Origin of the sequence: Vibrio sp. RE88 (assembly GCF_013113835.1) — a bacterium.
Lineage (GTDB): Bacteria > Pseudomonadota > Gammaproteobacteria > Enterobacterales > Vibrionaceae > Vibrio.
The window spans coordinates 13,001-33,602 of record NZ_VTYQ01000008.1; the positions used below are offsets into that span (position 1 = coordinate 13,001).

The window sequence follows — 20,602 nt, forward strand, 5'->3', positions numbered from 1 at the left end:
GAGGGGAAACGCCAAGTGCGTTTCCATGGAAAAGGAATTTTATGTTTAAGCTGATCACGCCAAAAACAGATAACCAACTGAATAAGTATTACCACTTTCGCTGGCAAATGCTGCGCGAACCTTGGCGCATGCCGTTAGGCTCTGAGCGTGATGAATACGATCCGATGAGCCACCACCGCATGATTGTTGATGGTCGTGGTCGACCTATGGCTATCGGCCGCCTCTACATCACTCCGGACAGCGAAGCGCAAATTCGTTATATGGCGGTGAAAGGCAATCGTCGTAGCAAAGGCATGGGTTCGCTGGTGCTAGTGGCACTGGAATCGCTTGCCCGTCAGGAAGGGGCCAAGCGTCTGGTGTGTAATGCGCGTGAGGATGCCATCTCTTTCTACGAAAAGAACGGTTTTGAGCGTCGCGGTGAATTAACCGATGAGCGCGGCCCTGTGCGTCACCAGCAGATGGTCAAAAAGCTCGACCCAATGGCTAATGTGCTACGTAAGCCTGAGTGGTGTACTGAGCTGCAAGAGCGCTGGGAGCATCAAATCCCTATCAGCGATAAGATGGGCATTAAGATCAATCAGTACACGGGTTATCAGTTCGAGTGTTGTTCTCAGCTCAACCCTAACCTCAATCCGCACAACACTATGTTCGCAGGTTCGGCCTTTACCCTTGCGACCCTGACAGGTTGGGGAATGACGTGGTTGTTGATGAAAGAGCGTGGTTTGAGTGGTGATATCGTTCTGGCTGACAGCCAGATTCGCTACCGTCATCCGGTGACACAGAATCCAGTGGCTTCAACCTCGTTAGATGGGATCAGTGGAGACTTAGACCGCCTGGCTTCCGGTCGAAAGGCACGTATTGTTATTCATGTCACTATTCACAGTGGCGATACGGAAGCTGTGGAGTTTGTCGGTACTTATATGCTGCTACCGAATTACAAGTCGATGCTGGACTTGCCTGCTTCATCATCTTCTGAAGAGTGATTTGCTTCGCTGGCGGGTGCGGTTGATTCAATCGGCTCGCCACACACATCTTGAATCACATTGGTCAGATTGAATATATCGGACCACAATCTTTGGCAGTTATGCTCGCTGGTAAAAATTAATGTGCCAAACTCAGGTTTAGTCAGATCTAATGTCCCTGCCAGTTGCGCGTTTTCCCCTTTCGATGCAATCTCAATCCGGCCACGATCGGCTTGGAGTGTGATTTTATCTAAGGGCCAGATCTGCAGATAGCTTTGATCGCCATCGACACTTTTTGCTTCCAGTGCACCGTCATGCAGATAGCCATTGAGCGTACCGCTCAGGCTATGCGCCAGCATCGAATAATCACCAGACAAGCCACTCATGTCCAGTTCGATTTCAGCTAGCCCGGCGAGCTTAAACGGCAATTGGGCCTGTAGTAGCGGTTGATTGACCTGAAAACCATCGGCATGCAGCGACAGTTGCCATGGGGCACTGACAGATTGACGCTGCCATTGTCCGCTTGCTTCGATATAGCCTTGATCTAGCGGGATAAAAGCTCGTTCTAAGGTAATATTACCCTGTTTAGCCGACGCTTTTAGCACCGCTTGGGTGGTCAGCAGCTGTTCGATACTGGCATTGTTGGCAGTGATTTCCAGGCTGCCATCGTAAAGCCCGACTTGATCATCATGAATCAAAGTCAGCTCCTGCCCCTCGATATTGAGGCCAGATAACTGCCAGTAGGGAGGACGTTCGACTTGAATAAGTTGGGCATTTTCGATATCGAGCTCAGCAATCTTAAGCGAATGAAGAGGTTGTGACATTTGTGCCAAAGTACTGATGAGCTGATCGGTTTGCTCCAGCCATTTTACGCCAGTGATTTTTAAGCGGTTAAGCGCGACGTCTTCTGGTGTCAGTATTCCGCTTAGCTGGACACGGCCTTGCTTGAAATCGGTATCAAACTCATCCACTGAGATGCGATTTTGAGTGAAGCCCAACTTGGCTGTTGGTGCAATAAATCTTAGTTGGTCGAAATCCACACTCTCAGCATCAAACGAGATATAGCCTTGTTTTTGTTGCCACAGAGGGCGATCGAGCGTGAGGTTTTCCAAAGACGCATCGAGATGATTGAACTGCCACCCTGCGTAATGGAGGTTGCTGCTGAGGAGGTCGAGGCTATTAATATGATAAATCGGTAGGTCGAGTGATTTGAGTCTTGAGAGTAATTTCTCAGCCGAGCTATGCTGCGGCAAATCTAGTTTGTTGACGGTGACGTTGATCAACGACCATCCTTGGCTAAATTGTTCCGCTTGACCGGAAATTTCTGCGCCATGCCAGTTGAATGAAGCGCCATAGATGGTGCTGTCTTGTGCCTGATATTGTGCATCGATCAGCAAGTTATCTAATGCTTCCCCTTTGATATACAGCTGCTTGGCTGACAGTTGAATGTCACCATAGGGCAGGTTTTGCTCTTGGCTGAGCCACTGAGGTTTTTTCACCTGAAGATTGACGTCTCTGGCTGACCAACCCGGCGCAGTAATGTCGACATGCTGCAGCGCCAGTTGCTGCAGGTTAATGGCATGCAGCAAGGGTGAATTCAGTTCGTTGATGTCTAGATTGGCGCCTTCAATTAAGACAGAGTCAAACGAGGCTTGGTTGTTTTGCCACAGCGTTGGACTTAACCACACGGTCAGCTTGGGGATGAGGACTGCTTTTGGCTCGGCGTCAATTTCAACATCTTCTAATGTCAGTTGGAAGGGAGGGGAGTAGGACGCTTGTTGAGCCGTGATGGTATAAGGGGTCAGATTTTGTAGCAACACGCTGACCACTTGGTTCGCATAGCTGGTGTTGAGCAGAACGAACAGGGCCAATAGCGGCAAGCTGATCAGGCTGACAATTGCAATGGCAGTCAGCAGCAGTGCTTTCTTCAAAATCTCGACCTTCCCTCGGAGTAGATGTAGCTAGCTTGGAACATTTTTTCTTTTCAGGCAACAAAAAGCCCCTCGAAAGAGGGGCTTAGCTAAGCAATTGGTGACGATATCACTAATCTAGCTGAGGGCCTGCCGCAACCAGAGATTTACCTTCATCGTTATCCGTGTACTTGTCGAAGTTGTTGATGAAGCGCTGAGCCAGATCTTTGGCTTTGCTTTCCCACTGTAGTGGGTCAGTGTAAGTATCACGTGGATCTAGGATCGCTGGGTCAACGTCATGCAGTGCAGTCGGCACTTCCAAGTTAAAGATTGGAATGTGCTTAGTGTCCGCTTTTTCAATCGAACCATCTAAGATCGCATCAATGATGCCGCGAGTATCTTGAATGGAGATACGTTTGCCACTGCCGTTCCAACCTGTGTTAACTAGGTACGCTTCAGCACCCGCAGCTTCCATACGTTTCACCAGAACTTCTGCGTACTTGGTTGGGTGTAGCGTTAGGAACGCCGCGCCGAAACAAGCAGAGAAGGTTGGTGTTGGCTCTGTAATGCCACGCTCAGTACCTGCAAGTTTCGCGGTAAAGCCAGATAGGAAGTGGTACTTGGTTTGCTCTGGAGTCAGCTTAGACACAGGAGGCAGTACGCCGAATGCATCCGCAGACAAGAAGATTACCTTGTTGGCATGGCCTGCTTTTGATACTGGCTTAACGATGTTCTCAATGTGTTCAATTGGGTAAGAAACACGAGTGTTTTCTGTTTTTGAACCATCATCGAAGTCAATTGAGCCGTCGCTGAGTACCGTTACGTTTTCAAGCAGCGCATCACGACGAATCGCATTGTAGATGTCAGGTTCTGCTTCTTTTGAAAGCTTGATGGTTTTCGCGTAACAGCCGCCTTCAAAGTTGAAGATGCCATCGTCGTCCCAACCGTGCTCATCATCGCCGATTAATTCACGTTTAGGGTCGGTGGATAGTGTGGTTTTACCTGTGCCAGATAGGCCGAAGAAGACAGCAACATCGCCGTTTTCTTTACACTTGTTAGCACTACAGTGCATAGAAGCAATGTCTTTTAGAGGAAGGAAGTAGTTCATCATAGCGAACATACCCTTCTTCATTTCACCGCCGTACCAAGTACCGCCGATCAACTGCATGCGCTCAGTCAAGTTGAAGACAGTAAAGTTTTCAGAGTTTAGACCGTGCTCTTTCCATTTCTGGTTGGTGCACTTAGCACCATTCATTACGACGAAGTCTGGTTCGAACGTTGCTAGTTCTTCTTCGCTAGGACGAATGAACATGTTCTTCACGAAGTGCGCTTGCCATGCGACTTCAGTAATAACGCGGATGCTTAGACGCGTATCTGGGTTGGCACCGCAGTAACCGTCAATCACGAATACACGTTTACCTGATAACTGGTCAGTGACCTGATCTTTAAGGTCATTCCAGATCTCTTGAGTGATGGGCTTGTTGTCGTTTTTAACCGCATCAGAAGTCCACCACATGTGTTCTTCTGTGGTCGCGTCTTTAACGATGTACTTATCTTTTGGTGAGCGTCCAGTAAAGATACCAGTGTCCACGGCAACCGCACCCAGCTCAGTGACTACACCCTTTTCGTAGCCTTCCAGATCAGCGCGCGTTTCTTCTTCGAACAGCATTTCGTAACTTGGGTTGCGGACAACCTCTTTTACGTTGTGAAGCCCGTGTTTGGTAAGATCAATTGTTGCAGCCTTTGCATGTTCCATAACGGTCATAGGTGCTCCTTGTAGGAATATTTTGTAGGGATTTTGTAATAATGTTTTGATTGTTATCTGCTCACCATGCTAGCAACGGGTCTCAGTGAAAACAGGGATATAGTTCAAAAATTATCCATGATTTCTATGGGGTTTTAAGCGACTCATCACATATTGGCTGGGATAGTGTATCCCGCGCGCAAAGGATTGCGCTAGATCAAAAAGGATTATTAATTGATTAAAATTAAGCAGTTGCTTTATTACGTGAAAGGCTAATGTTTACGGGGCTTTGATCACAAAAAGGCCAGCGATGTGCTGGCCTTTTGACTGGTAAATTACGTGCTTCTTAAATTATGAAAATTAATGCAGCGTTTTGTTGCCCGAATCAGTCTGATCGAACAGCTCCGAGACTTGAGCTTCGTCGAACGTATAGTTCGTACCGCAGTAATCACAATGTAAAGAAATTGAGCCGACTTCCGCCAAAATGTCATTTACTTCCGCACGATCGATAGTCACGATGGCAGCGCCACTGCGCTCACGTGAACAGCCACAGTGGAATTCGACTGGTTGTGGGTCAAACAGGCGAACTTTCTCTTGGTTGTATAGACGATAAAGCAGGTCGTTGGCTTCGAGTGTGAATAGCTCTTCGTTTTTGACCGTATCTGTCAGTTGCTCTAGGTGCTCGAAATCTTCAGGTGTGCCTGTGCCATCTGGCATCACCTGAATCAGCATACCCGCAGCACGCTGTTGGCCTTCATGTTCTCCGAGACGCAACCAGATACGCGTCTTAAGCTGCTCTGAGTTTGCGAAGTAGCTTTCAAGAATATCCGATAAGTTGTCGCCATCAAGGCCAACAATACCTTGGTAGCGTTCACCCTTTTTAGGATCGATGGTGATCACTAAGTGACCTTTACCCAGCATGTCATGAATGCTGGCATCATCGGCAATATCTCCTTCCCAGCGCGCGACTCCGCGTACTTTCTGGTCGTGATCGCCATTAATGACAGCCAGAGAGACCGGACCGTCACCTTGCAATTGCATCGTGATAGAGCCTTCGAACTTTAAGGTCGCGGTCAGCAGGGTTGTCGATACCAGTAGCTCACCCAACAGCTTCTGTAGTGGTGCTGGATATTCCTTGCTAGAAATGATGCGTTGGTAGGCTTCATCCAATTGTACCAACTCGCCACGTACAGACAGGTCTTCAAAAAGGTAGCGGTTTAAAACATTGTTTGCCATGTAAGCATTTCCTCGTACGTATGGTACTACTGATACCAGCCAGATGGTGGTTGGTATTATTGATGTTTAAATTTGATGATGTCGCGACGCTGCTTTTTATCAGGGCGACGATCTGGGCTTGGGCTATGCGCATGAAGTTTGCGACGGGCGGCATTCTCTTCACGCTTAGCAAGACTGTCCCCAGTTTCGGTATAGAGGGTTTGTGCTTCGGGAGCGCCACGTCGTTGATCCGAAATCTTTTCGATAACCACGGTTTTCTCCTCATGTCCCTGACGAAGAGTAATGATTGCACCGAGCTCAACCGCCTTACTCGGCTTGCTGCGCTGGCCATTATAGTGAACTTTACCGCCGTCGACCATATTTCGAGCAATGGAACGAGTTTTGTAAAAACGTGCTGCCCATAGCCATTTATCGAGTCGAACTGCTTCAGTTTGGGAACCCATTGTGGATACTAGCCTCTAACTGGTGGTGAATCTTGTGCCAAATTATTGGTGTAACAATGGTGATGAAGCGCGCATTTTTCAAGGTACATGGTAAAATTCCACCGCTTTACATGTTAATCAGGCCGTTAACTATTTAGCCTGTTTCATATTTTGGTAGAATGATTCGTTCAAATAAAAACTCTAATTATAGAGTACTTTGCTTGGTAAACAGTACCTTGCATGGCTTCGTCAGCTGGTGATCAAAAGGATTGTGAGTGAACATACGTGGTGTAATTCAACTGGATAGTTTCCTGAAAAATCAGGACCGCTTGAGCTCAATGGCAACGGTAGTGTTGTTGGGCATGAGTGCATGGGTATCTGGTGCATTGATCTGGAAGCCGATGGAGTCACAATCGGTAACCCCATGGCAACCGACTTCCGTGGCAGGTAGTGTCAGCAAGGATTCAGGGTTGAATATCGCTGAGCTACAAAACAGCAACCTGTTTGGTCGCTATCAAGCGCAGGCGCCGGTTGAGAAAAAGCCTGTGGTAACGGAAGCGCCGAAAAGTCGCTTGAACGTCATCTTGGTTGGTGTTGTAACCAGCACTGAAGCGAATAAAAACCTTGCGGTGGTGGCCAGTCGAGGTCAGCAGGCGACTTATGGCATCGGTGAAACCTTGGAAGGCACTAGAGCGACGGTGGTTCAGGTCTTGTATGATCGTATTATCGTCGATAACTCCGGTCGTAATGAAACTGTCATGCTGGAAGGGCTTAAATACACCAAGAATCTACAGCAACAGCCTAAAACCAAATCGATTAAGGCAGACGTCTCCGCTGATAAGCTGGATGAAATACGCTCTGTCATTCGCAAAGACGCGAAACAAATTTTCCAATACGTTCGTATGTCTCAGATAAAAAGAGATGGCGAAGTTATTGGTTATCGCTTAACCCCTGGAAAAGAGAAAGAACTATTCGAATCAGTTGGCTTACAGTCAGGGGATATAGCAACACAAATCAATGGCCAGGATCTGAGTAACCCCGCGACGATGGGGGAGATCTTCAAAAATATGTCTCAACTTACCGAGCTGAACTTAACGGTAGAACGAGATGGCCAACCTTATGAAATTTATATTGAATTATAAGAATGATGCAGATGCGTGAATCATTCCGAGGAGTAGAGAGTGAACCATTGGCTTAAAAAAAGCGCTTGGCTTTTAGCAGGAAGCTTGTTGACGTCACCTGCCGCTGTATTCGCTAATGAATACAGTGCGAGCTTTAAAGGCACAGATATTCAGGAGTTCATCAACATTGTTGGTCGGAATCTGGAAAAAACCATCATTGTTGACCCGTCCGTACGTGGCAAGATCGATGTACGCAGCTACGACATGCTGTCGGAAGAACAATATTACAGCTTCTTTTTAAATGTTCTGGAAGTCTATGGCTACGCTGTGGTGGAAATGGACAACGGTGTCATCAAGGTCATCAAATCTAAAGATGCGAAAACCTCTGCGATTCCTGTGGTTGGCGATGGCTCTATTCAAGGTGATGAAGTCGTAACACGTGTGGTAGCGGTTCGTAATGTCTCTGTGCGTGAGCTTTCACCTCTGCTTCGTCAGCTAAACGACAATGCGGGTGCGGGTAACGTTGTGCACTATGACCCGGCTAATATCATTCTTATTACAGGTCGTGCCGCAGTAGTTAACCGACTGGCAGATATTATTAAACGTGTCGACCAAGCGGGTGACAAAGAAATTGAAGTGGTTGAGTTGGATAATGCTTCTGCTGCTGAGATGGTTCGTATTGTAGAAGCTCTGAACAAGACGACTGATGCGAAAAGCACACCTGCTTTCTTACAGCCAAAACTGGTTGCAGATGATCGCACTAACTCTATTCTCATTTCCGGTGATCCTCAGGTACGTCAGCGCCTGCGTAAGCTGATTAAGCAGCTTGATATTGAGATGGCTACCAAAGGCAATAACCGCGTGGTGTATCTAAAGTACGCCAAAGCGGAAGACTTGGTTGATGTGCTGAAAGGTGTCTCTGACAATCTTCAGGCAGAAAAATCATCGGGCTCTAAACAGTCGTCCAGTGCCAAACGTGGCGAGGTGATGATCTCAGCTCACCCAGGTACCAATGCATTGGTTCTGACTGCGCCGCCAGATATTATGAATGCGCTTCAGGATGTGATTTCTCAACTGGATATTCGCCGTGCACAGGTGCTGATTGAAGCCCTGATTGTCGAAATGACAGAAGGTGACGGTATTAACTTGGGTGTCCAGTGGGGCTCGCTCGAAACTGGTGCAGTGATCCAGTATGGTAATGCCGGAACCAAGATCGGTAACGTAATGGTGGGCCTTGAAGAGGCTGAAGATCAAAAGAGTACAGAGTATTACACCAATAGTGCAGGTGAACGAGTACCTTATGATGTTACGGAACCAGGAGACTACTCCACATTGGCTTCAGCGCTCTCTGGCGTTAATGGTGCGGCACTTAGTGTAGTAATGGGAGACTGGACGGCACTGATCAGCGCAGTATCAAGCGACACCAATTCTAACATTCTGTCTTCTCCAAGCATTACTGTCATGGATAACGGTGAAGCGTCTTTCATTGTCGGTGAAGAAGTACCAGTGATCACAGGGTCTGCGGCAGGCTCAAACAACGACAACCCATTCCAGACCGTTGATCGTAAAGAAGTTGGTATCAAGCTTAAAGTCGTTCCGCAAATCAACGAAGGTAACTCGGTACAGCTTACCATTGAGCAAGAGGTGTCTAACGTTCTGCCTGCGACCAGTAACGCAGCGGTGGATGTCAGCTTTGCTAAACGCCAGCTCAATACGTCAGTTATGGTAGAAGATGGCCAGATGATTGTACTGGGTGGTTTGATTGACGAACGCGCACAAGAAAGTGAATCTAAAGTCCCACTACTGGGTGATATTCCTTACTTAGGCCGTCTGTTTAAATCGACCAGCTCTCAGCTACAAAAATCCAATCTAATGGTATTCATCAAGCCAACCATCATTCGCGATGGTGTAACTGCTGATGGTATTACTCAGCGTAAATACAACTTTATTCGTGCTGAGCAGCTTTACAAGGCTGACCAAGGTCTGAGATTGATGGAAGACGTGCAAACGCCTGTACTGCCTAAATTCGGTGAAGATATTAGTCACCCTGCTGAGATTCAGGCTTTCCTAGACCAAATGGAAACTAAGTGATGGATGAGTTAGTCACATTCCGTCGTTTGCCATTTAGCTTTGCCAATCGCTTCCAACTGGTACTTGAGCCTTCAGAGCAAGGTCTCACGCTGTATTATGTTGCGCCGTTGGCATTTGAAGCCCTGATCGAAGTAAAACGTGTGGTAGGCGAACATTTTGAGCTGCGCGAAGTGTCCAAAGATGAGTTCGATTCCAAATTGACGGAAGCGTATCAGCGCGACTCGTCGGAGGCGCGTCAGTTAATGGAAGATTTGGGTGCAGACAGTGATGACTTCTTCTCGTTGGCTGAGGATTTGCCGCAAGATGAGGACCTGCTTGAGTCAGATGACGATGCGCCTATCATCAAGTTGATCAACGCTATGCTCGGTGAAGCGATTAAGGAGGGGGCATCGGATATCCACATCGAGACCTTCGAAAAAGCGCTTTCAATCCGTTTCCGAATTGATGGCGTATTGCGTGATGTGTTGTCGCCGAGTCGTAAGTTAGCACCGTTATTGGTCTCTCGCGTTAAGGTTATGGCTAAGCTGGATATCGCTGAGAAGCGTGTGCCTCAAGATGGCCGTATTTCTCTGCGCATTGGTGGTCGAGCAGTTGATGTGCGTGTTTCTACTATGCCTTCGTCTCACGGAGAGCGAGTGGTGATGCGTCTTTTGGATAAGAATGCCACTCGACTTGATCTGCATAGCTTAGGCATGACGCCAGCCAACCACGAAAATTTCCGCAGCATGATTGAGCGCCCGCACGGCATCATCTTGGTTACCGGCCCAACGGGCTCGGGTAAATCGACCACCTTGTACGCTGGCCTGCAGGAACTCAACAGCAACGAACGCAATATTCTTACCGTTGAAGACCCGATTGAATTTGATATCGATGGTATCGGTCAGACGCAAGTTAACCCTAAAGTCGACATGACCTTCGCTCGTGGCTTGCGTGCAATTCTGCGTCAGGATCCTGATGTTGTAATGGTCGGTGAGATCCGTGACTTGGAAACCGCGCAGATCGCTGTACAGGCTTCTTTGACCGGTCACTTAGTGATGTCGACCCTACACACCAATACAGCAGTGGGTGCGATTACCCGTCTGCGGGATATGGGCATTGAGCCGTTCCTGATCTCGTCCTCACTATTAGGGGTGTTGGCGCAGCGCTTAGTTCGTACGCTTTGCCCTGATTGTAAAGAGCCTTACGAAGCAGACAAAGAAACCAAAAAGCTGTTTGATCTGAAGAAGAAAGAAGAGCTGATCCTCTATCGAGCCAATGGCTGTGAACACTGTAATCACAAAGGTTATCGTGGTCGTACGGGTATTCATGAGCTGCTGGTGGTCAACGAGCAGGTGCAGGAGAAAATTCACAGCGAAGCGGGCGAGCAAGCGATTGAAAAAGCCATTCGTGAGCATACGCCAAGTATTCGTGATGATGGCCTGAGTAAAGTTCGTCAAGGTATCACTTCTCTTGAAGAAGTCATGCGGGTGACTAAGGAAGGCTAATGGCAGCGTTTGAATATAAAGCCCTCAATAAAAAAGGCAAAACCCAGAAAGGGGTGATTGAAGGCGATAACGCACGTCAGGTCCGAGCCCGGCTCAAAGAGCAGGGGTTGATGCCGGTTGAGGTGAGTGAAACACGTCAGAAAGCCAAGAAGCAGACCGAGCAAGCTGGGTTGACCTTTAAACGTGGTATCAGCACGCCTGATTTGGCTTTGATTACTCGCCAGTTAGCGACACTGGTTCAATCGGGAATGCCGCTAGAAGAGTGTCTTAAGGCGGTTTCAGAGCAGTCTGAAAAGCCGCGCATTCGAACCATGCTGCTCGCCGTGCGCTCAAAAGTCACCGAAGGTTATACGCTGGCTGACAGTTTGGCGGATTTTCCGCACATCTTTGATGATTTGTTCCGCTCTATGGTGTCGGCAGGTGAAAAGTCTGGTCATTTAGATGCGGTTTTGGAACGTCTGGCGGACTATGCAGAAAATCGCCAAAAAATGCGCTCTAAGCTGCAGCAGGCGATGATCTACCCTGTTGTTCTGGTGGTGTTTGCCGTCGGTATTGTAGCGTTTTTGCTCGCGGCAGTAGTGCCCAAGATTGTTGGCCAGTTTGTTCAGATGGGACAAGAACTGCCTCAATCGACTCAGTTCCTTCTTGCTTCCAGTGATTTTATTCAAAACTGGGGCATTCAAATTTTAGTAGCTCTGACCGTGCTGGTGTATCTGTTTAAGTTTGCTCTCAGTAAACCTAACCTGCGCCTGAGCTGGGATCGCAAAATTGTTCATATGCCGATGATTGGCAAAATCTCTCGTGGCCTGAACACCTCTCGCTTTGCGCGTACCTTATCCATCTGTACTTCCAGTGCAATTCCAATATTGGAAGGGATGAAAGTAGCGGTGGACGTGATGTCGAATCATTACGTTAAGCAGCAGGTTCTTAGCGCGACCGATAACGTCCGTGAAGGGGCAAGCCTGCGTAAGTCACTTGAACAGACCAAGCTTTTCCCGCCAATGATGCTGCACATGATCGCCAGTGGTGAACAGAGTGGTGAGTTGGAAAGTATGTTGACTCGTGCGGCCGATAATCAGGATGCCAACTTTGAATCAACGGTCAATATCGCCTTAGGTATCTTCACCCCGGCATTGATCGCACTGATGGCTGGATTAGTACTGTTTATCGTAATGGCGACCCTGATGCCAATTTTAGAAATGAACAACTTAATGAGTGGATAGTCATACTGAGAGCAGTTTAACCTCTCGCTATGAATTTTTATTTGGAGAATATAATGAAAAGAAAAATGAACAAGCAGTCTGGCTTTACGCTTTTAGAGGTGATGGTTGTTGTCGTCATCTTAGGTATTTTAGCGAGCTTTGTTGTTCCTAACTTGTTGGGTAATAAAGAAAAGGCTGACCAACAGAAAGCGATTACAGATATTGTTGCGCTAGAAAATGCACTGGATATGTACAAGCTGGACAACAGCGTTTATCCAACCACAGACCAAGGTTTGGAAGCGCTAGTCAACAAGCCATCAAGCCCTGAGCCGCGTAACTACCGCGACGGTGGCTACATCAAGCGTCTGCCAACTGACCCTTGGGGTAACGACTACCAATACCTGAGCCCAGGTGACAACGGCAACATCGATATTTTCACTCTAGGTGCTGATGGCCAAGAAGGTGGTGAAGGTGTCAATGCCGATATCGGCAACTGGAACATTCAGGACTTTCAATAAGGCAGAGGCGGCATAAGCCGCCCTCTTTTTCCTATGCGTCAAGGTTACCCAACTCTCTCTCGTACTGGCTTTACTCTGCTGGAAATCTTACTGGTTCTGGTACTGGTGTCCCTCGCTTCGGTGGCGGTGATCTCCACGTTACCTACCAGCTCAAAAGATGTGGCAAAGAAGCAGGCTGAATCTCTTTTTCAGCGAATATTGCTCCTTAATGAAGAAGCGATGCTCAGTGGCCGAGACTTCGGTCTGCGCGTCGATGAGAAGAAATCGGTCTATTACTTGATGTCTCTGGAAAGTGAAGGCTGGCAGAAACTCAATATCGACCAGATTCCTTACGAAACGAAGTTGAATGACTCGGTAGCTATGACACTGACTCTAGGTGGTGGCGCATGGGGCGATGATGATCGTCTGTTTAAGCCGGGAACCCTGTTTGATGAAGATATGTTTGCTGAGTACAAAGAAGAGAAAAAGCTGCGTCCGCCACAAGTGTTTATTGTCTCCAGTGGTGAAGTAACGCCATTTTCTGTTGCCATTTATCCTGAACAAGGTGATGAAGAGCAGGATGCTTGGAAAGTAGTGGCAAAAGAAAATGGACAGATAGTGCTGTTGGCTCCGGGAGAAAGCGAAGATGAAAGCTAAACGGGGCATGACGTTACTGGAAGTGTTGGTTGCGTTAGCGATATTCGCTACTGCAGCGATAGCGACCATTCGTTCTGTCAGCCAACATATCAACACCTTAAATTATCTGGAAGAAAAAACCTTCGCTGCGTTAGTCGCGGATAATCAGATGGCCAAAGTGATGCTGGCAGGTAGCAAGCCGAGCAAGAAAAAAGGCAAAGAAGAACTGGCCGGGCGAGATTGGTTCTGGTCGGTAGAGCCTGTCGAGACTACTGGTGACATTTTGCAGGCGTTTGATGTCAAGGTGGCGACCAGTGAAAAAAGTTCGCCAGTGGTGACGGTGAGAAGCTATGTGGCGAAGTAAAACATCGGCCTCTCAGGGCGGTTTCACGCTGATCGAAGTACTGGTGGCGATTGCCATCTTTGCCAGCTTGAGCGTGGGCGCTTATCAGGTTCTGAATCAAGTACAGCGCAGCAATGAACTGTCCATGGAACGCAGTGAGCGACTGAAAACGCTGCAACGCGCCTTAGTATTTATGGATGGTGACTTTCGTCAGATGGCTCTACGCCAGACCCGAACGAATGGTGAAGAGTCCAATGGCCTGTTGGTGCAGTGGAAAGAGTATTTGCTGGATTCCGATGCCAACGGGATCATGTTTACCCGTTTAGGCTGGCATAACCCACAGCAGCAGTTTCCGCGTGGTGAAGTGAGTAAAGTGGGCTACCGGATCAAAGATGACGTGCTTGAGCGCGTCTGGTGGCGCTATGCTGATACGCCCGCAGGGCAAGCGGGAATAGCGATGCCGCTGATCGACAAAGTGGAAAAATTTAATGTGAAGTTCTTTGACGGCTCAGACTGGAAAAAAGAGTGGGATAAGAAAGCCATGTTGCCTCAGGCGGTGGCGGTTGAACTTGAACTGGAAGATTACGGCAAGATTGAACGCATTTATATGACGGCGGGCGGTGAGATTGGCGGTTCTGAGGAGAAAAGCGATGGCAGCTAAACGTCCTCAGCGCGGTGTCGCTCTGATTGTCATTTTACTGCTGTTAGCGGTTATGGTCAGTATCGCCGCCAGTATGGCCGATCGTTTGTTCAGTCAGTTCAAGCGTGCTGGCAGCCAAATCAATTATCAACAAGCGTACTGGTACAGTTTGGGTGTTGAAGCGCTGGCTAAGTACGGTATTGAACAAAGCTATAAAGACAACGACGACAGTATCAATCTGTCCCAGCCTTGGGCTCAAGAGTTGGATAGCATGCCATTGGACTACGGCACAGTGAGCGGCAAGTTGCATGATGCTCAGGCGTGTTTCAATATCAATGCGCTGTCTGATGTGGAGCAAACGGCTGGGTCTGCGCAGTTACCTTTCTTGGTGGAAAAGTTTCAGAATCTGCTTGAAGAGCTGCAAGTGGACAACTACGAAGCAGAAACCATTGCCCAGTCGCTGTGGGAATTTGTTGATAGCAATGATTCGGTTAACTCATCATCGGGTGTCGAAGATAGCCACTACGAAGGCTTATCGCCTGCGTATTTGACTGCCAATACCTTGTTGGCAGACAGCAGTGAGTTGCGTTCAGTAAATAAGGTCAGTGGTGAAGTGATGGAAAAAGTCAGCCCGATGATTTGCGCGCTGCCTACTTCTGATTTTCGCCTTAATGTGAATACCATTGCGCCAGAGCATGCAGCGTTACTGGCGGCGATGTTCTATCCGAACCTGAGTTCGTCTCAGGCAAAGCAGATTTTGGAAAACCGTGGCCCCGATGGGTGGGCATCAACGGATGATTTTCTCGCTGAATCGGACCTAAGTGGTTTGAGCGAGGATGTTAAAAAGCAAGTCAAAGGCTACCTGAGCGTCGACAGCGTGTATTTTGAGCTCGATGCTGAGGTGCTAGTGGATAAATCCAGGGTGCGAATTCGCAGCCTGTTGTTTAGTAATAATAGAGAAACTGCAACGGTAATACGCCGTCGCTTTGGAGGGATCGGTGAACGAGTTTCTAATCGTTCGGCTGAGCAAAAGTAAAACAGCAGCGATTCAATGGCTGGTTTGGTCAGAGAGCCAAAAGGAAGTGATAGCGAGCGGTGAACTGCAAGATCACCAAGATTTGGCCGAGCTTGCCAATTACGCAGAAGGGCGCCAAGTTATTGTACTGGTGTCCGCAGCCAATCTGGTTCTGACGCAGCTTGAAGTCCCAGCAGGCGCGAATCGACAGTTTGATTCTATGCTGCCGTTCATGCTGGAAGACGATGTGGCACAGGATGTCGACGAACTGCACTTTACTGTCTTGGCAAAGGAAGCCAATCAGGCGTATGTCTGTGGGATTGACTACAGCTGGCTGGAATCAATATTGGCTGACATGCGACAGCTTAGCTTTGCGGTGCGTAAGGTATTGCCTGATGCATTGGCTTTACCTGTCGCTGACGAGTCAGGCTTGAGTGCGGTAGAGCTGGATGGCCAGTGGTTAGTGAAAAAAGGTCAGTTTAGTGCGGTAAGTATTGAATTGGCTTGGTTGCCGCTTCTGGCTCAGTCTGACTGGGTGAAGCAAGGGGAGGAGTATCTGCCACTTCAGGCCTATTCACACTTACCAGAGCTGACATTGGCGGATGAGCAAAAATGGCACAATGAACAACCACAGTTGGTCATGCAGTTGCTTGCCGAGCAAGCCATTAAAAGTAAGATCAACCTGTTGTCTGGTGAGTTTAAGCCGAAGTCGTCTTTTGGTCGTCATCTCAAAGTGTGGCGTAAAGCGGCGATTGCAGCAGGAGTCTTGGTTGCCATTCTCAGTGTCGACAACTGGCTGCAAATCCAAAGTGCTGAAACGCAAGCCAATGCCTATCGTCAGGAAAGTGAACGTATTTTCCGCCAAGTGACCAGCAAGAATAAAATTCCGACCGTCACCTATCTGAAACGAGAAATGGAACGAGAGGAGAGCCGACTGTCCGGTGGTGGCAGTGGCGAATCGGTACTGGAGTGGATGGTGAAAATGCCTCAGGTGATGAAGCAGGTACCGGGTCTAAGGCTCACCAGCTTCAAGTACGACAGTACCCGTGGTGAAGTCAGGCTTCAGGCGCAAAGTAATGATTTCCAAACGTTTGAAAAAGCGCGTGAACTGATGTCGGGTCAATTTACAGTTGAACAGGGGCAACTGAGTAAATCAGGGACTCTAGTTAACGGCACCTTTGTGCTTAAGCGTTTATAGGGAGCCGCTGATGAAACAATTACTATCTACACTTCAGACGTGGTGGGTCGGCACCAGCCAGCGTGAGCAACGCTTGCTGATCGCTTGTTCAGTACTGCTGTTTTTGGGTGTGATCTACTGGGGCATATTGCAACCTGTCAGTCAGCGTGCCGAATTGGCGACGAATCGTATCCAGAGCGAGAAGCAACTGCTCAACTGGGTGAAAGACAAAGCAGACAATATCAGTCAGCTGCGTGCTCAGGGTGGAGTGGCATCGTCAAGTTTGCCACTTAACCAGTCCATTTCTTCAACGGCTTCACGTTTTGGTGCAGAGCTTGTCAGAGTCCAGCCGCGTGGCGAGGAACTGCAGGTCTGGGTTCAGCCGATGCCATTCAACCGTCTGATTGATTGGATGACGTTCCTGCAGGAAAAGCATGGCGTCTCAGCAACCTTTATGGATATTGATAAAGGTGAGCAAGATGGGACGGTTGAAGTTAAGCGCTTACAGTTTGTTAAAGGATAACACGAAGTGAAAAGAGTCATTCTGCTCAGTCTGGCGCTGGTGGTGGTCTTTCTAGTTAGTGCTGTAGCGCATGTTCCCGCTCAGGTTGTACTGAACTATCTACCATTGCCACCGCAGTTAGTTATTAATGGCGTTTCAGGCACCATCTGGGATGGCAGTGCCACCGGTGTCAGCTGGCAAAGACAGAAGTTAGGAGCTTTGCATTGGCAATTGGCGCCACTGAAATTACTAACGGGTAAAGCTGAAGCGCAGGTTCGTTTTGGTCGCGGTAGTGACATGCAAGTGACTGGACGCGGTGTTGTAGGCTACAGCATGTCGGGCCCTTATGCGGAGAACCTGATCGCTTCATTACCGGTGGAAAAAATCCTCGAACTGACGCCTCCGATGCCAGTACCTGTTGAACTGACGGGACAGGTTGAGCTGAGCATTAAGTCGATGGTGTATACCGCGCCTTATTGTCAGACTGGTGAAGGGTCAGTGGTGTGGAATACGGATAAAGTGATTACGCCATTGGATGAGCTGAGCGTTGGCCCAGTTGTGGTTGACTTTAGTTGTCAGGATAGCCAGATCACCTTGAAAGGTGATCAAAACAGTCAACAGGTGAGCAGTGCGGCGGAAGTCGTGATGCAGGCCAATCGCAGCTATCAGGCTTCGGCTTGGTTTAAACCGGGCAACGAGTTTCCTGGCTCATTGGCGGAACAGCTGAAATGGTTACCAACGCCAGATTCTGAAGGTCGTTATCAGTTTACTTATCAAGGGCGCCTTTAAGGCCGTTGATATCCAATAAAAAAAGGGGCTTTGGCCCCTTTTTTGTTTCAATGATTATTTGCCGACTGTCGGAAAACTGATCTGCGCCCTTAAGCCACCACCGCTGCGGTTATTGATGATCACGGTACCGTTATGCTGGCTGGCAATACGCTTTACAATCGCCAGCCCAAGACCCGTGCCTTCACTACCGCGTGCCGTATCACCTCGGGTGAAAGGTTCAAATAACTTACCTATCTGGCTTTGCTCAATACCCGGGCCGTTATCTTCTATACATACCCAGACCAGCTTGTTGTCCGCAGTTGCGCCAGTGCTGACTTTGACCCAGCCATTGCCATAGCGTATTGCGTTGACCACTAAGTTACTCACCGCCCGCTTAATCGCTATTGGGCTGCCATTAGCGAATTTCAGTGGCTGCTGTAACTCAGTCTCAATTTGAATCTCGTAACCACCTTCTGATGTCGCAATATCATTGGCGATTTCATTGAGGTCAACCTCGATGAACGACTCTTTATTGACCGGCTTGAGGTAGTCCATAAACTGGCTGATGATCTCATTACACTCTTCGGTATCACTGATGATACCTTCAGCTAAATAGCTGTCTTGCGGCGACATCATTTCAGTAGCAAGACGGATGCGTGTCAGAGGCGTTCTCAAATCATGACTGATGCCAGCCATCAGCAGTGCACGGTCTTCCTCCAGTGCCTGAATGCCTTTTGACATCTGATTAAATGCTCGTGTCACCGAACGGATTTCTGTCGCGCCTTTCTCTGGTAAAGGTGGAGGAATGTCCCCTCGACCAACGCCTTTGGCGGCTTTTTCCAGTGCAATCAAAGGTCGGTTTTGTAAACGGATGAAAAGCCAGCCACCGGCGACAATCAGTAACGCCATGATCAAGCTGTTGCGAAATAGCGGCGCAAAGTCTTCTTCCTGCAATTCAGACAGCGGAATGCGCAGCAGAGAGCCGGGCAAAGAATCGATTTTCATCCACAGAATATAGCTATCCGAGCCCAGCATCATGCGCACATCGGTAGGTGAACCGAGCTCTTTGCTCATCTCTTCGCTCATGAGGTCAATGCTGACCGCATGATAATACTCATCCGCTATCGGGCTGTCGTCGGCGTGAATGGTGACGCCTAGCTGCTCCAGCACTCTGCGTCTCAGTGGGGCGTCCATCTGCAAGCCATCTTCGATGGCGGCTGAATCGTCGAGCATCAGATTGATTTCGTGGCCGAGGATCTTATTAAACTGTTGCAAACTCGGCATCAACGCATAGTTAAATACCGCGTAGTAGGAGTAAACCTGACTGGCAATCAATAAGGTGAGAAAGATAAAAATCGATTGAGTAAAGGAGCTGCGAATACGCATATTGGCGGCCTTGATAGCGGTGAAAACAAAAAGTGCGAGACATAGTCTCGCACTCTCATCGGGTGAGCAATTACGCTTCTTTGCCGTCTGGCACGAATACGTAACCTAAGCCCCACACAGTTTGAATATAGCGAGGTTTACTTGGGTCAACTTCCAGCATGCGGCGCAGGCGTGAAATCTGTACGTCAATGGAACGTTCCATCGCGGAATACTCACGGCCACGGGCCATATTCATCAGTTTGTCACGTGACATCGGCTCGCGGGCATTGGTGACTAGCGCCTTAAGGACAGCAAATTCGCCCGAGGTTAGCGGCATGGCCTCGTCGCCGCGGAACATTTCACGTGTCCCTAAGTTCAGGCTGAACTCACCGAATTCGACCACGGATTCTTCTGAACTTGGTGCGCCCGGCAGTTCAGTCGTCTGACGGCGCAGTACAGCCTTGATGCGTGCCAGTAGCTCACGTGGGTTAAATGGTTTTGGCAGATAGTCGTCTGCGCCCACTTCCAGACCAACAATTCGGTCAATTTCGTCACCTTTTGCGGTGAGCATCAGGATCGGTAAGGTGCTGTTGGCATTACGCAGGCGACGGCAAATCGACAAGCCATCTTCACCTGGCAGCATTAAATCCAGTACCATCAGGTGGAAATTTTCACGGGTTAACAGGCGGTCCATCTGCTCACTGTTAGCAACACTACGTACTTGGAATCCCTGTTCAGACAAGTAACGCTCCAGCAATGCACGCAAACGTGCATCGTCATCAACGACTAAGATCTTGTGATTTTCTTGCATCTAATGATTCCACCTATTAAATAAGCTAGCGCTTTGACAGAGCTGAGGTGCAGCCCTTTTTCACGAATCAGAATGTAACATTGTTCTGATGAAAGTGGCGCAAAGAATTGTTAACGATTATTACCTTTTTAAGTCCTTTTTAGCTAATGTATACGCCATATTCAATTCACTAGCGTCAGAAATATGAAAACAAACCTAATCACACGCGAAGGCTTTGACCGACTTAAAAAAGAGCTCGATTTTTTATGGAAAGAAGATCGCCCGGAAGTGACCAAAAAAGTGACGTGGGCAGCGAGTTTAGGTGATCGCTCAGAGAATGCGGATTACCAATACAATAAGAAGCGTCTGCGTGAAATTGATCGTCGTGTGCGTTATCTGCGCAAGCGTCTTGAGCAGGTTAAAGTGGTCGATTACGCTCCGCAGCAGGAAGGGAAAGTGTTTTTTGGTGCATGGGTTGAAGTGGAAAATGAAGCCGGAGAAGTGAAAAAGTTTCGCATTGTTGGCCCCGATGAAATCTATGGCGGCGCCAAAGACTACATCTCGATTGATTCGCCAATGGCGCGTGCCCTGCTAAAGAAAGAAGTGGATGACGAATTCAGCGTCAAAACGCCGGAAGGTGAGAAAGAGTGGTTTGTGAACAGTATTTGTTATACCGGTTGAAAATGGTGCCGCGCTG

General features: G+C 48.4%; 20 protein-coding genes. 14 read left to right on the forward strand and 6 right to left on the reverse strand.

Features of this window, described 5'->3' with window-relative positions; genetic code table 11:
- Positions 1–41: 41 nt before the first annotated feature.
- Positions 42–983, forward strand: a complete 942-nt coding sequence (locus tag F0265_RS18265) for a bifunctional GNAT family N-acetyltransferase/hotdog fold thioesterase (protein WP_006957226.1) — start codon at positions 42–44, stop codon at positions 981–983.
- On the opposite strand, the gene F0265_RS18270 is transcribed toward F0265_RS18265, so the two are convergent.
- From F0265_RS18270 to hslR, 4 genes are all read right to left on the reverse strand, one after another.
- Positions 935–2,893, reverse strand: coding sequence for an AsmA family protein (locus tag F0265_RS18270; protein ID WP_171749944.1), 1,959 nt, complete (start codon positions 2,891–2,893; stop codon positions 935–937). The two genes, F0265_RS18265 and F0265_RS18270, sit on opposite strands and share 49 nt — an antisense overlap.
- Before the next feature lie 112 nt (positions 2,894–3,005).
- Entirely contained in the window at positions 3,006–4,637 is a 1,632-nt protein-coding gene (pckA, locus tag F0265_RS18275; protein WP_043009557.1) for a phosphoenolpyruvate carboxykinase (ATP), read from the reverse strand.
- Between the two features lie 339 nt (positions 4,638–4,976).
- Positions 4,977–5,852, reverse strand: coding sequence for an Hsp33 family molecular chaperone HslO (gene hslO, locus F0265_RS18280; RefSeq protein ID WP_006957223.1), 876 nt, complete (start codon positions 5,850–5,852; stop codon positions 4,977–4,979).
- Positions 5,853–5,908: 56 nt separating this feature from the next.
- The gene (hslR, locus tag F0265_RS18285) at positions 5,909–6,295 is read right to left on the reverse strand and encodes a ribosome-associated heat shock protein Hsp15 (protein WP_006957222.1); all 387 of its coding nucleotides are present in this window, start codon (positions 6,293–6,295) and stop codon (positions 5,909–5,911) included.
- Positions 6,296–6,549: 254 nt separating this feature from the next.
- Between hslR and gspC the strand changes: the two genes are divergently transcribed.
- Genes gspC through F0265_RS18345 form a run of 12 tightly spaced genes read left to right on the forward strand, consistent with a single transcriptional unit; the run spans position 6,550 to position 17,771 of the window.
- A complete protein-coding gene (gene gspC, locus F0265_RS18290) occupies positions 6,550–7,416 on the forward strand; it encodes a type II secretion system protein GspC (protein WP_006957221.1) in 867 nt (288 codons plus the stop codon).
- Between the two features lie 39 nt (positions 7,417–7,455).
- Positions 7,456–9,486 (forward strand): type II secretion system secretin GspD, encoded by a 2,031-nt coding sequence (gene gspD / locus F0265_RS18295; RefSeq protein WP_006957220.1) that lies wholly within the window; start codon positions 7,456–7,458, stop codon positions 9,484–9,486.
- Positions 9,486–10,970 carry a type II secretion system ATPase GspE gene (gene gspE, locus F0265_RS18300; protein ID WP_045986840.1) on the forward strand — a complete coding sequence of 495 codons (1,485 nt, stop codon included), beginning with the start codon at positions 9,486–9,488 and terminating at the stop codon, positions 10,968–10,970. The genes gspD and gspE overlap by 1 nt, the downstream gene beginning before the upstream one ends.
- Positions 10,970–12,193 carry a type II secretion system inner membrane protein GspF gene (gspF, locus tag F0265_RS18305; protein WP_019276606.1) on the forward strand — a complete coding sequence of 408 codons (1,224 nt, stop codon included), beginning with the start codon at positions 10,970–10,972 and terminating at the stop codon, positions 12,191–12,193. Before gspE ends, gspF begins: the two co-directional genes overlap by 1 nt.
- A 53-nt stretch (positions 12,194–12,246) precedes the next feature.
- Positions 12,247–12,690 carry a type II secretion system major pseudopilin GspG gene (gspG, locus tag F0265_RS18310; RefSeq protein WP_006957217.1) on the forward strand — a complete coding sequence of 148 codons (444 nt, stop codon included), beginning with the start codon at positions 12,247–12,249 and terminating at the stop codon, positions 12,688–12,690.
- A gap of 33 nt (positions 12,691–12,723) precedes the next feature.
- Positions 12,724–13,326 carry a type II secretion system minor pseudopilin GspH gene (gspH, locus tag F0265_RS18315; protein ID WP_171749945.1) on the forward strand — a complete coding sequence of 201 codons (603 nt, stop codon included), beginning with the start codon at positions 12,724–12,726 and terminating at the stop codon, positions 13,324–13,326.
- Positions 13,316–13,669 (forward strand): type II secretion system minor pseudopilin GspI, encoded by a 354-nt coding sequence (gene gspI, locus F0265_RS18320; RefSeq protein ID WP_043009552.1) that lies wholly within the window; start codon positions 13,316–13,318, stop codon positions 13,667–13,669. The genes gspH and gspI overlap by 11 nt, the downstream gene beginning before the upstream one ends.
- Positions 13,656–14,309, forward strand: coding sequence for a type II secretion system minor pseudopilin GspJ (gene gspJ, locus F0265_RS18325; protein ID WP_006957213.1), 654 nt, complete (start codon positions 13,656–13,658; stop codon positions 14,307–14,309). Before gspI ends, gspJ begins: the two co-directional genes overlap by 14 nt.
- Positions 14,299–15,324 carry a type II secretion system minor pseudopilin GspK gene (gene gspK, locus F0265_RS18330; RefSeq protein ID WP_171749946.1) on the forward strand — a complete coding sequence of 342 codons (1,026 nt, stop codon included), beginning with the start codon at positions 14,299–14,301 and terminating at the stop codon, positions 15,322–15,324. The genes gspJ and gspK overlap by 11 nt, the downstream gene beginning before the upstream one ends.
- The gene (gene gspL, locus F0265_RS18335) at positions 15,287–16,501 is read left to right on the forward strand and encodes a type II secretion system protein GspL (RefSeq protein ID WP_171749947.1); all 1,215 of its coding nucleotides are present in this window, start codon (positions 15,287–15,289) and stop codon (positions 16,499–16,501) included. Before gspK ends, gspL begins: the two co-directional genes overlap by 38 nt.
- Positions 16,502–16,511: 10 nt before the next feature.
- Entirely contained in the window at positions 16,512–17,003 is a 492-nt protein-coding gene (locus F0265_RS18340) for a type II secretion system protein M (protein WP_171749948.1), read from the forward strand.
- 6 nt (positions 17,004–17,009) lie between these two features.
- Positions 17,010–17,771, forward strand: a complete 762-nt coding sequence (locus F0265_RS18345) for a type II secretion system protein N (protein ID WP_171749949.1) — start codon at positions 17,010–17,012, stop codon at positions 17,769–17,771.
- A 54-nt stretch (positions 17,772–17,825) separates the two neighbouring features.
- Here F0265_RS18345 and envZ read toward each other — a convergent pair whose 3' ends face one another.
- Complete coding sequence (gene envZ, locus F0265_RS18350; RefSeq protein ID WP_171749950.1) at positions 17,826–19,136, reverse strand: two-component system sensor histidine kinase EnvZ; 1,311 nt, start codon at positions 19,134–19,136, stop codon at positions 17,826–17,828.
- Between the two features lie 70 nt (positions 19,137–19,206).
- Positions 19,207–19,926, reverse strand: a complete 720-nt coding sequence (gene ompR / locus F0265_RS18355; protein WP_006957204.1) for a two-component system response regulator OmpR — start codon at positions 19,924–19,926, stop codon at positions 19,207–19,209.
- Positions 19,927–20,109: 183 nt separating this feature from the next.
- Here ompR and greB point away from each other — a divergent pair, with 183 nt between their 5' ends.
- Positions 20,110–20,586, forward strand: a complete 477-nt coding sequence (gene greB, locus F0265_RS18360) for a transcription elongation factor GreB (protein ID WP_045986832.1) — start codon at positions 20,110–20,112, stop codon at positions 20,584–20,586.
- Positions 20,587–20,602 lie beyond the last annotated feature (16 nt).

What these genes read in the sequence shown, in the direction of transcription:
- F0265_RS18265 (WP_006957226.1), top strand. Translation starts at nt 42, where the DNA reads ATGTTTAAGCTGATCACGCCAAAAACAGATAACCAACTGAATAAGTAT.
- pckA (WP_043009557.1), bottom strand. Translation starts at nt 4,637, where the DNA reads ATGACCGTTATGGAACATGCAAAGGCTGCAACAATTGATCTTACCAAA.
- hslO (WP_006957223.1), bottom strand. Translation starts at nt 5,852, where the DNA reads ATGGCAAACAATGTTTTAAACCGCTACCTTTTTGAAGACCTGTCTGTA.
- hslR (WP_006957222.1), bottom strand. Translation starts at nt 6,295, where the DNA reads ATGGGTTCCCAAACTGAAGCAGTTCGACTCGATAAATGGCTATGGGCA.
- gspE (WP_045986840.1), top strand. Translation starts at nt 9,486, where the DNA reads ATGGATGAGTTAGTCACATTCCGTCGTTTGCCATTTAGCTTTGCCAAT.
- gspF (WP_019276606.1), top strand. Translation starts at nt 10,970, where the DNA reads ATGGCAGCGTTTGAATATAAAGCCCTCAATAAAAAAGGCAAAACCCAG.
- gspG (WP_006957217.1), top strand. Translation starts at nt 12,247, where the DNA reads ATGAAAAGAAAAATGAACAAGCAGTCTGGCTTTACGCTTTTAGAGGTG.
- gspH (WP_171749945.1), top strand. Translation starts at nt 12,724, where the DNA reads ATGCGTCAAGGTTACCCAACTCTCTCTCGTACTGGCTTTACTCTGCTG.
- gspI (WP_043009552.1), top strand. Translation starts at nt 13,316, where the DNA reads ATGAAAGCTAAACGGGGCATGACGTTACTGGAAGTGTTGGTTGCGTTA.
- gspJ (WP_006957213.1), top strand. Translation starts at nt 13,656, where the DNA reads ATGTGGCGAAGTAAAACATCGGCCTCTCAGGGCGGTTTCACGCTGATC.
- gspK (WP_171749946.1), top strand. Translation starts at nt 14,299, where the DNA reads ATGGCAGCTAAACGTCCTCAGCGCGGTGTCGCTCTGATTGTCATTTTA.
- F0265_RS18340 (WP_171749948.1), top strand. Translation starts at nt 16,512, where the DNA reads ATGAAACAATTACTATCTACACTTCAGACGTGGTGGGTCGGCACCAGC.
- envZ (WP_171749950.1), bottom strand. Translation starts at nt 19,136, where the DNA reads ATGCGTATTCGCAGCTCCTTTACTCAATCGATTTTTATCTTTCTCACC.
- ompR (WP_006957204.1), bottom strand. Translation starts at nt 19,926, where the DNA reads ATGCAAGAAAATCACAAGATCTTAGTCGTTGATGACGATGCACGTTTG.
- greB (WP_045986832.1), top strand. Translation starts at nt 20,110, where the DNA reads ATGAAAACAAACCTAATCACACGCGAAGGCTTTGACCGACTTAAAAAA.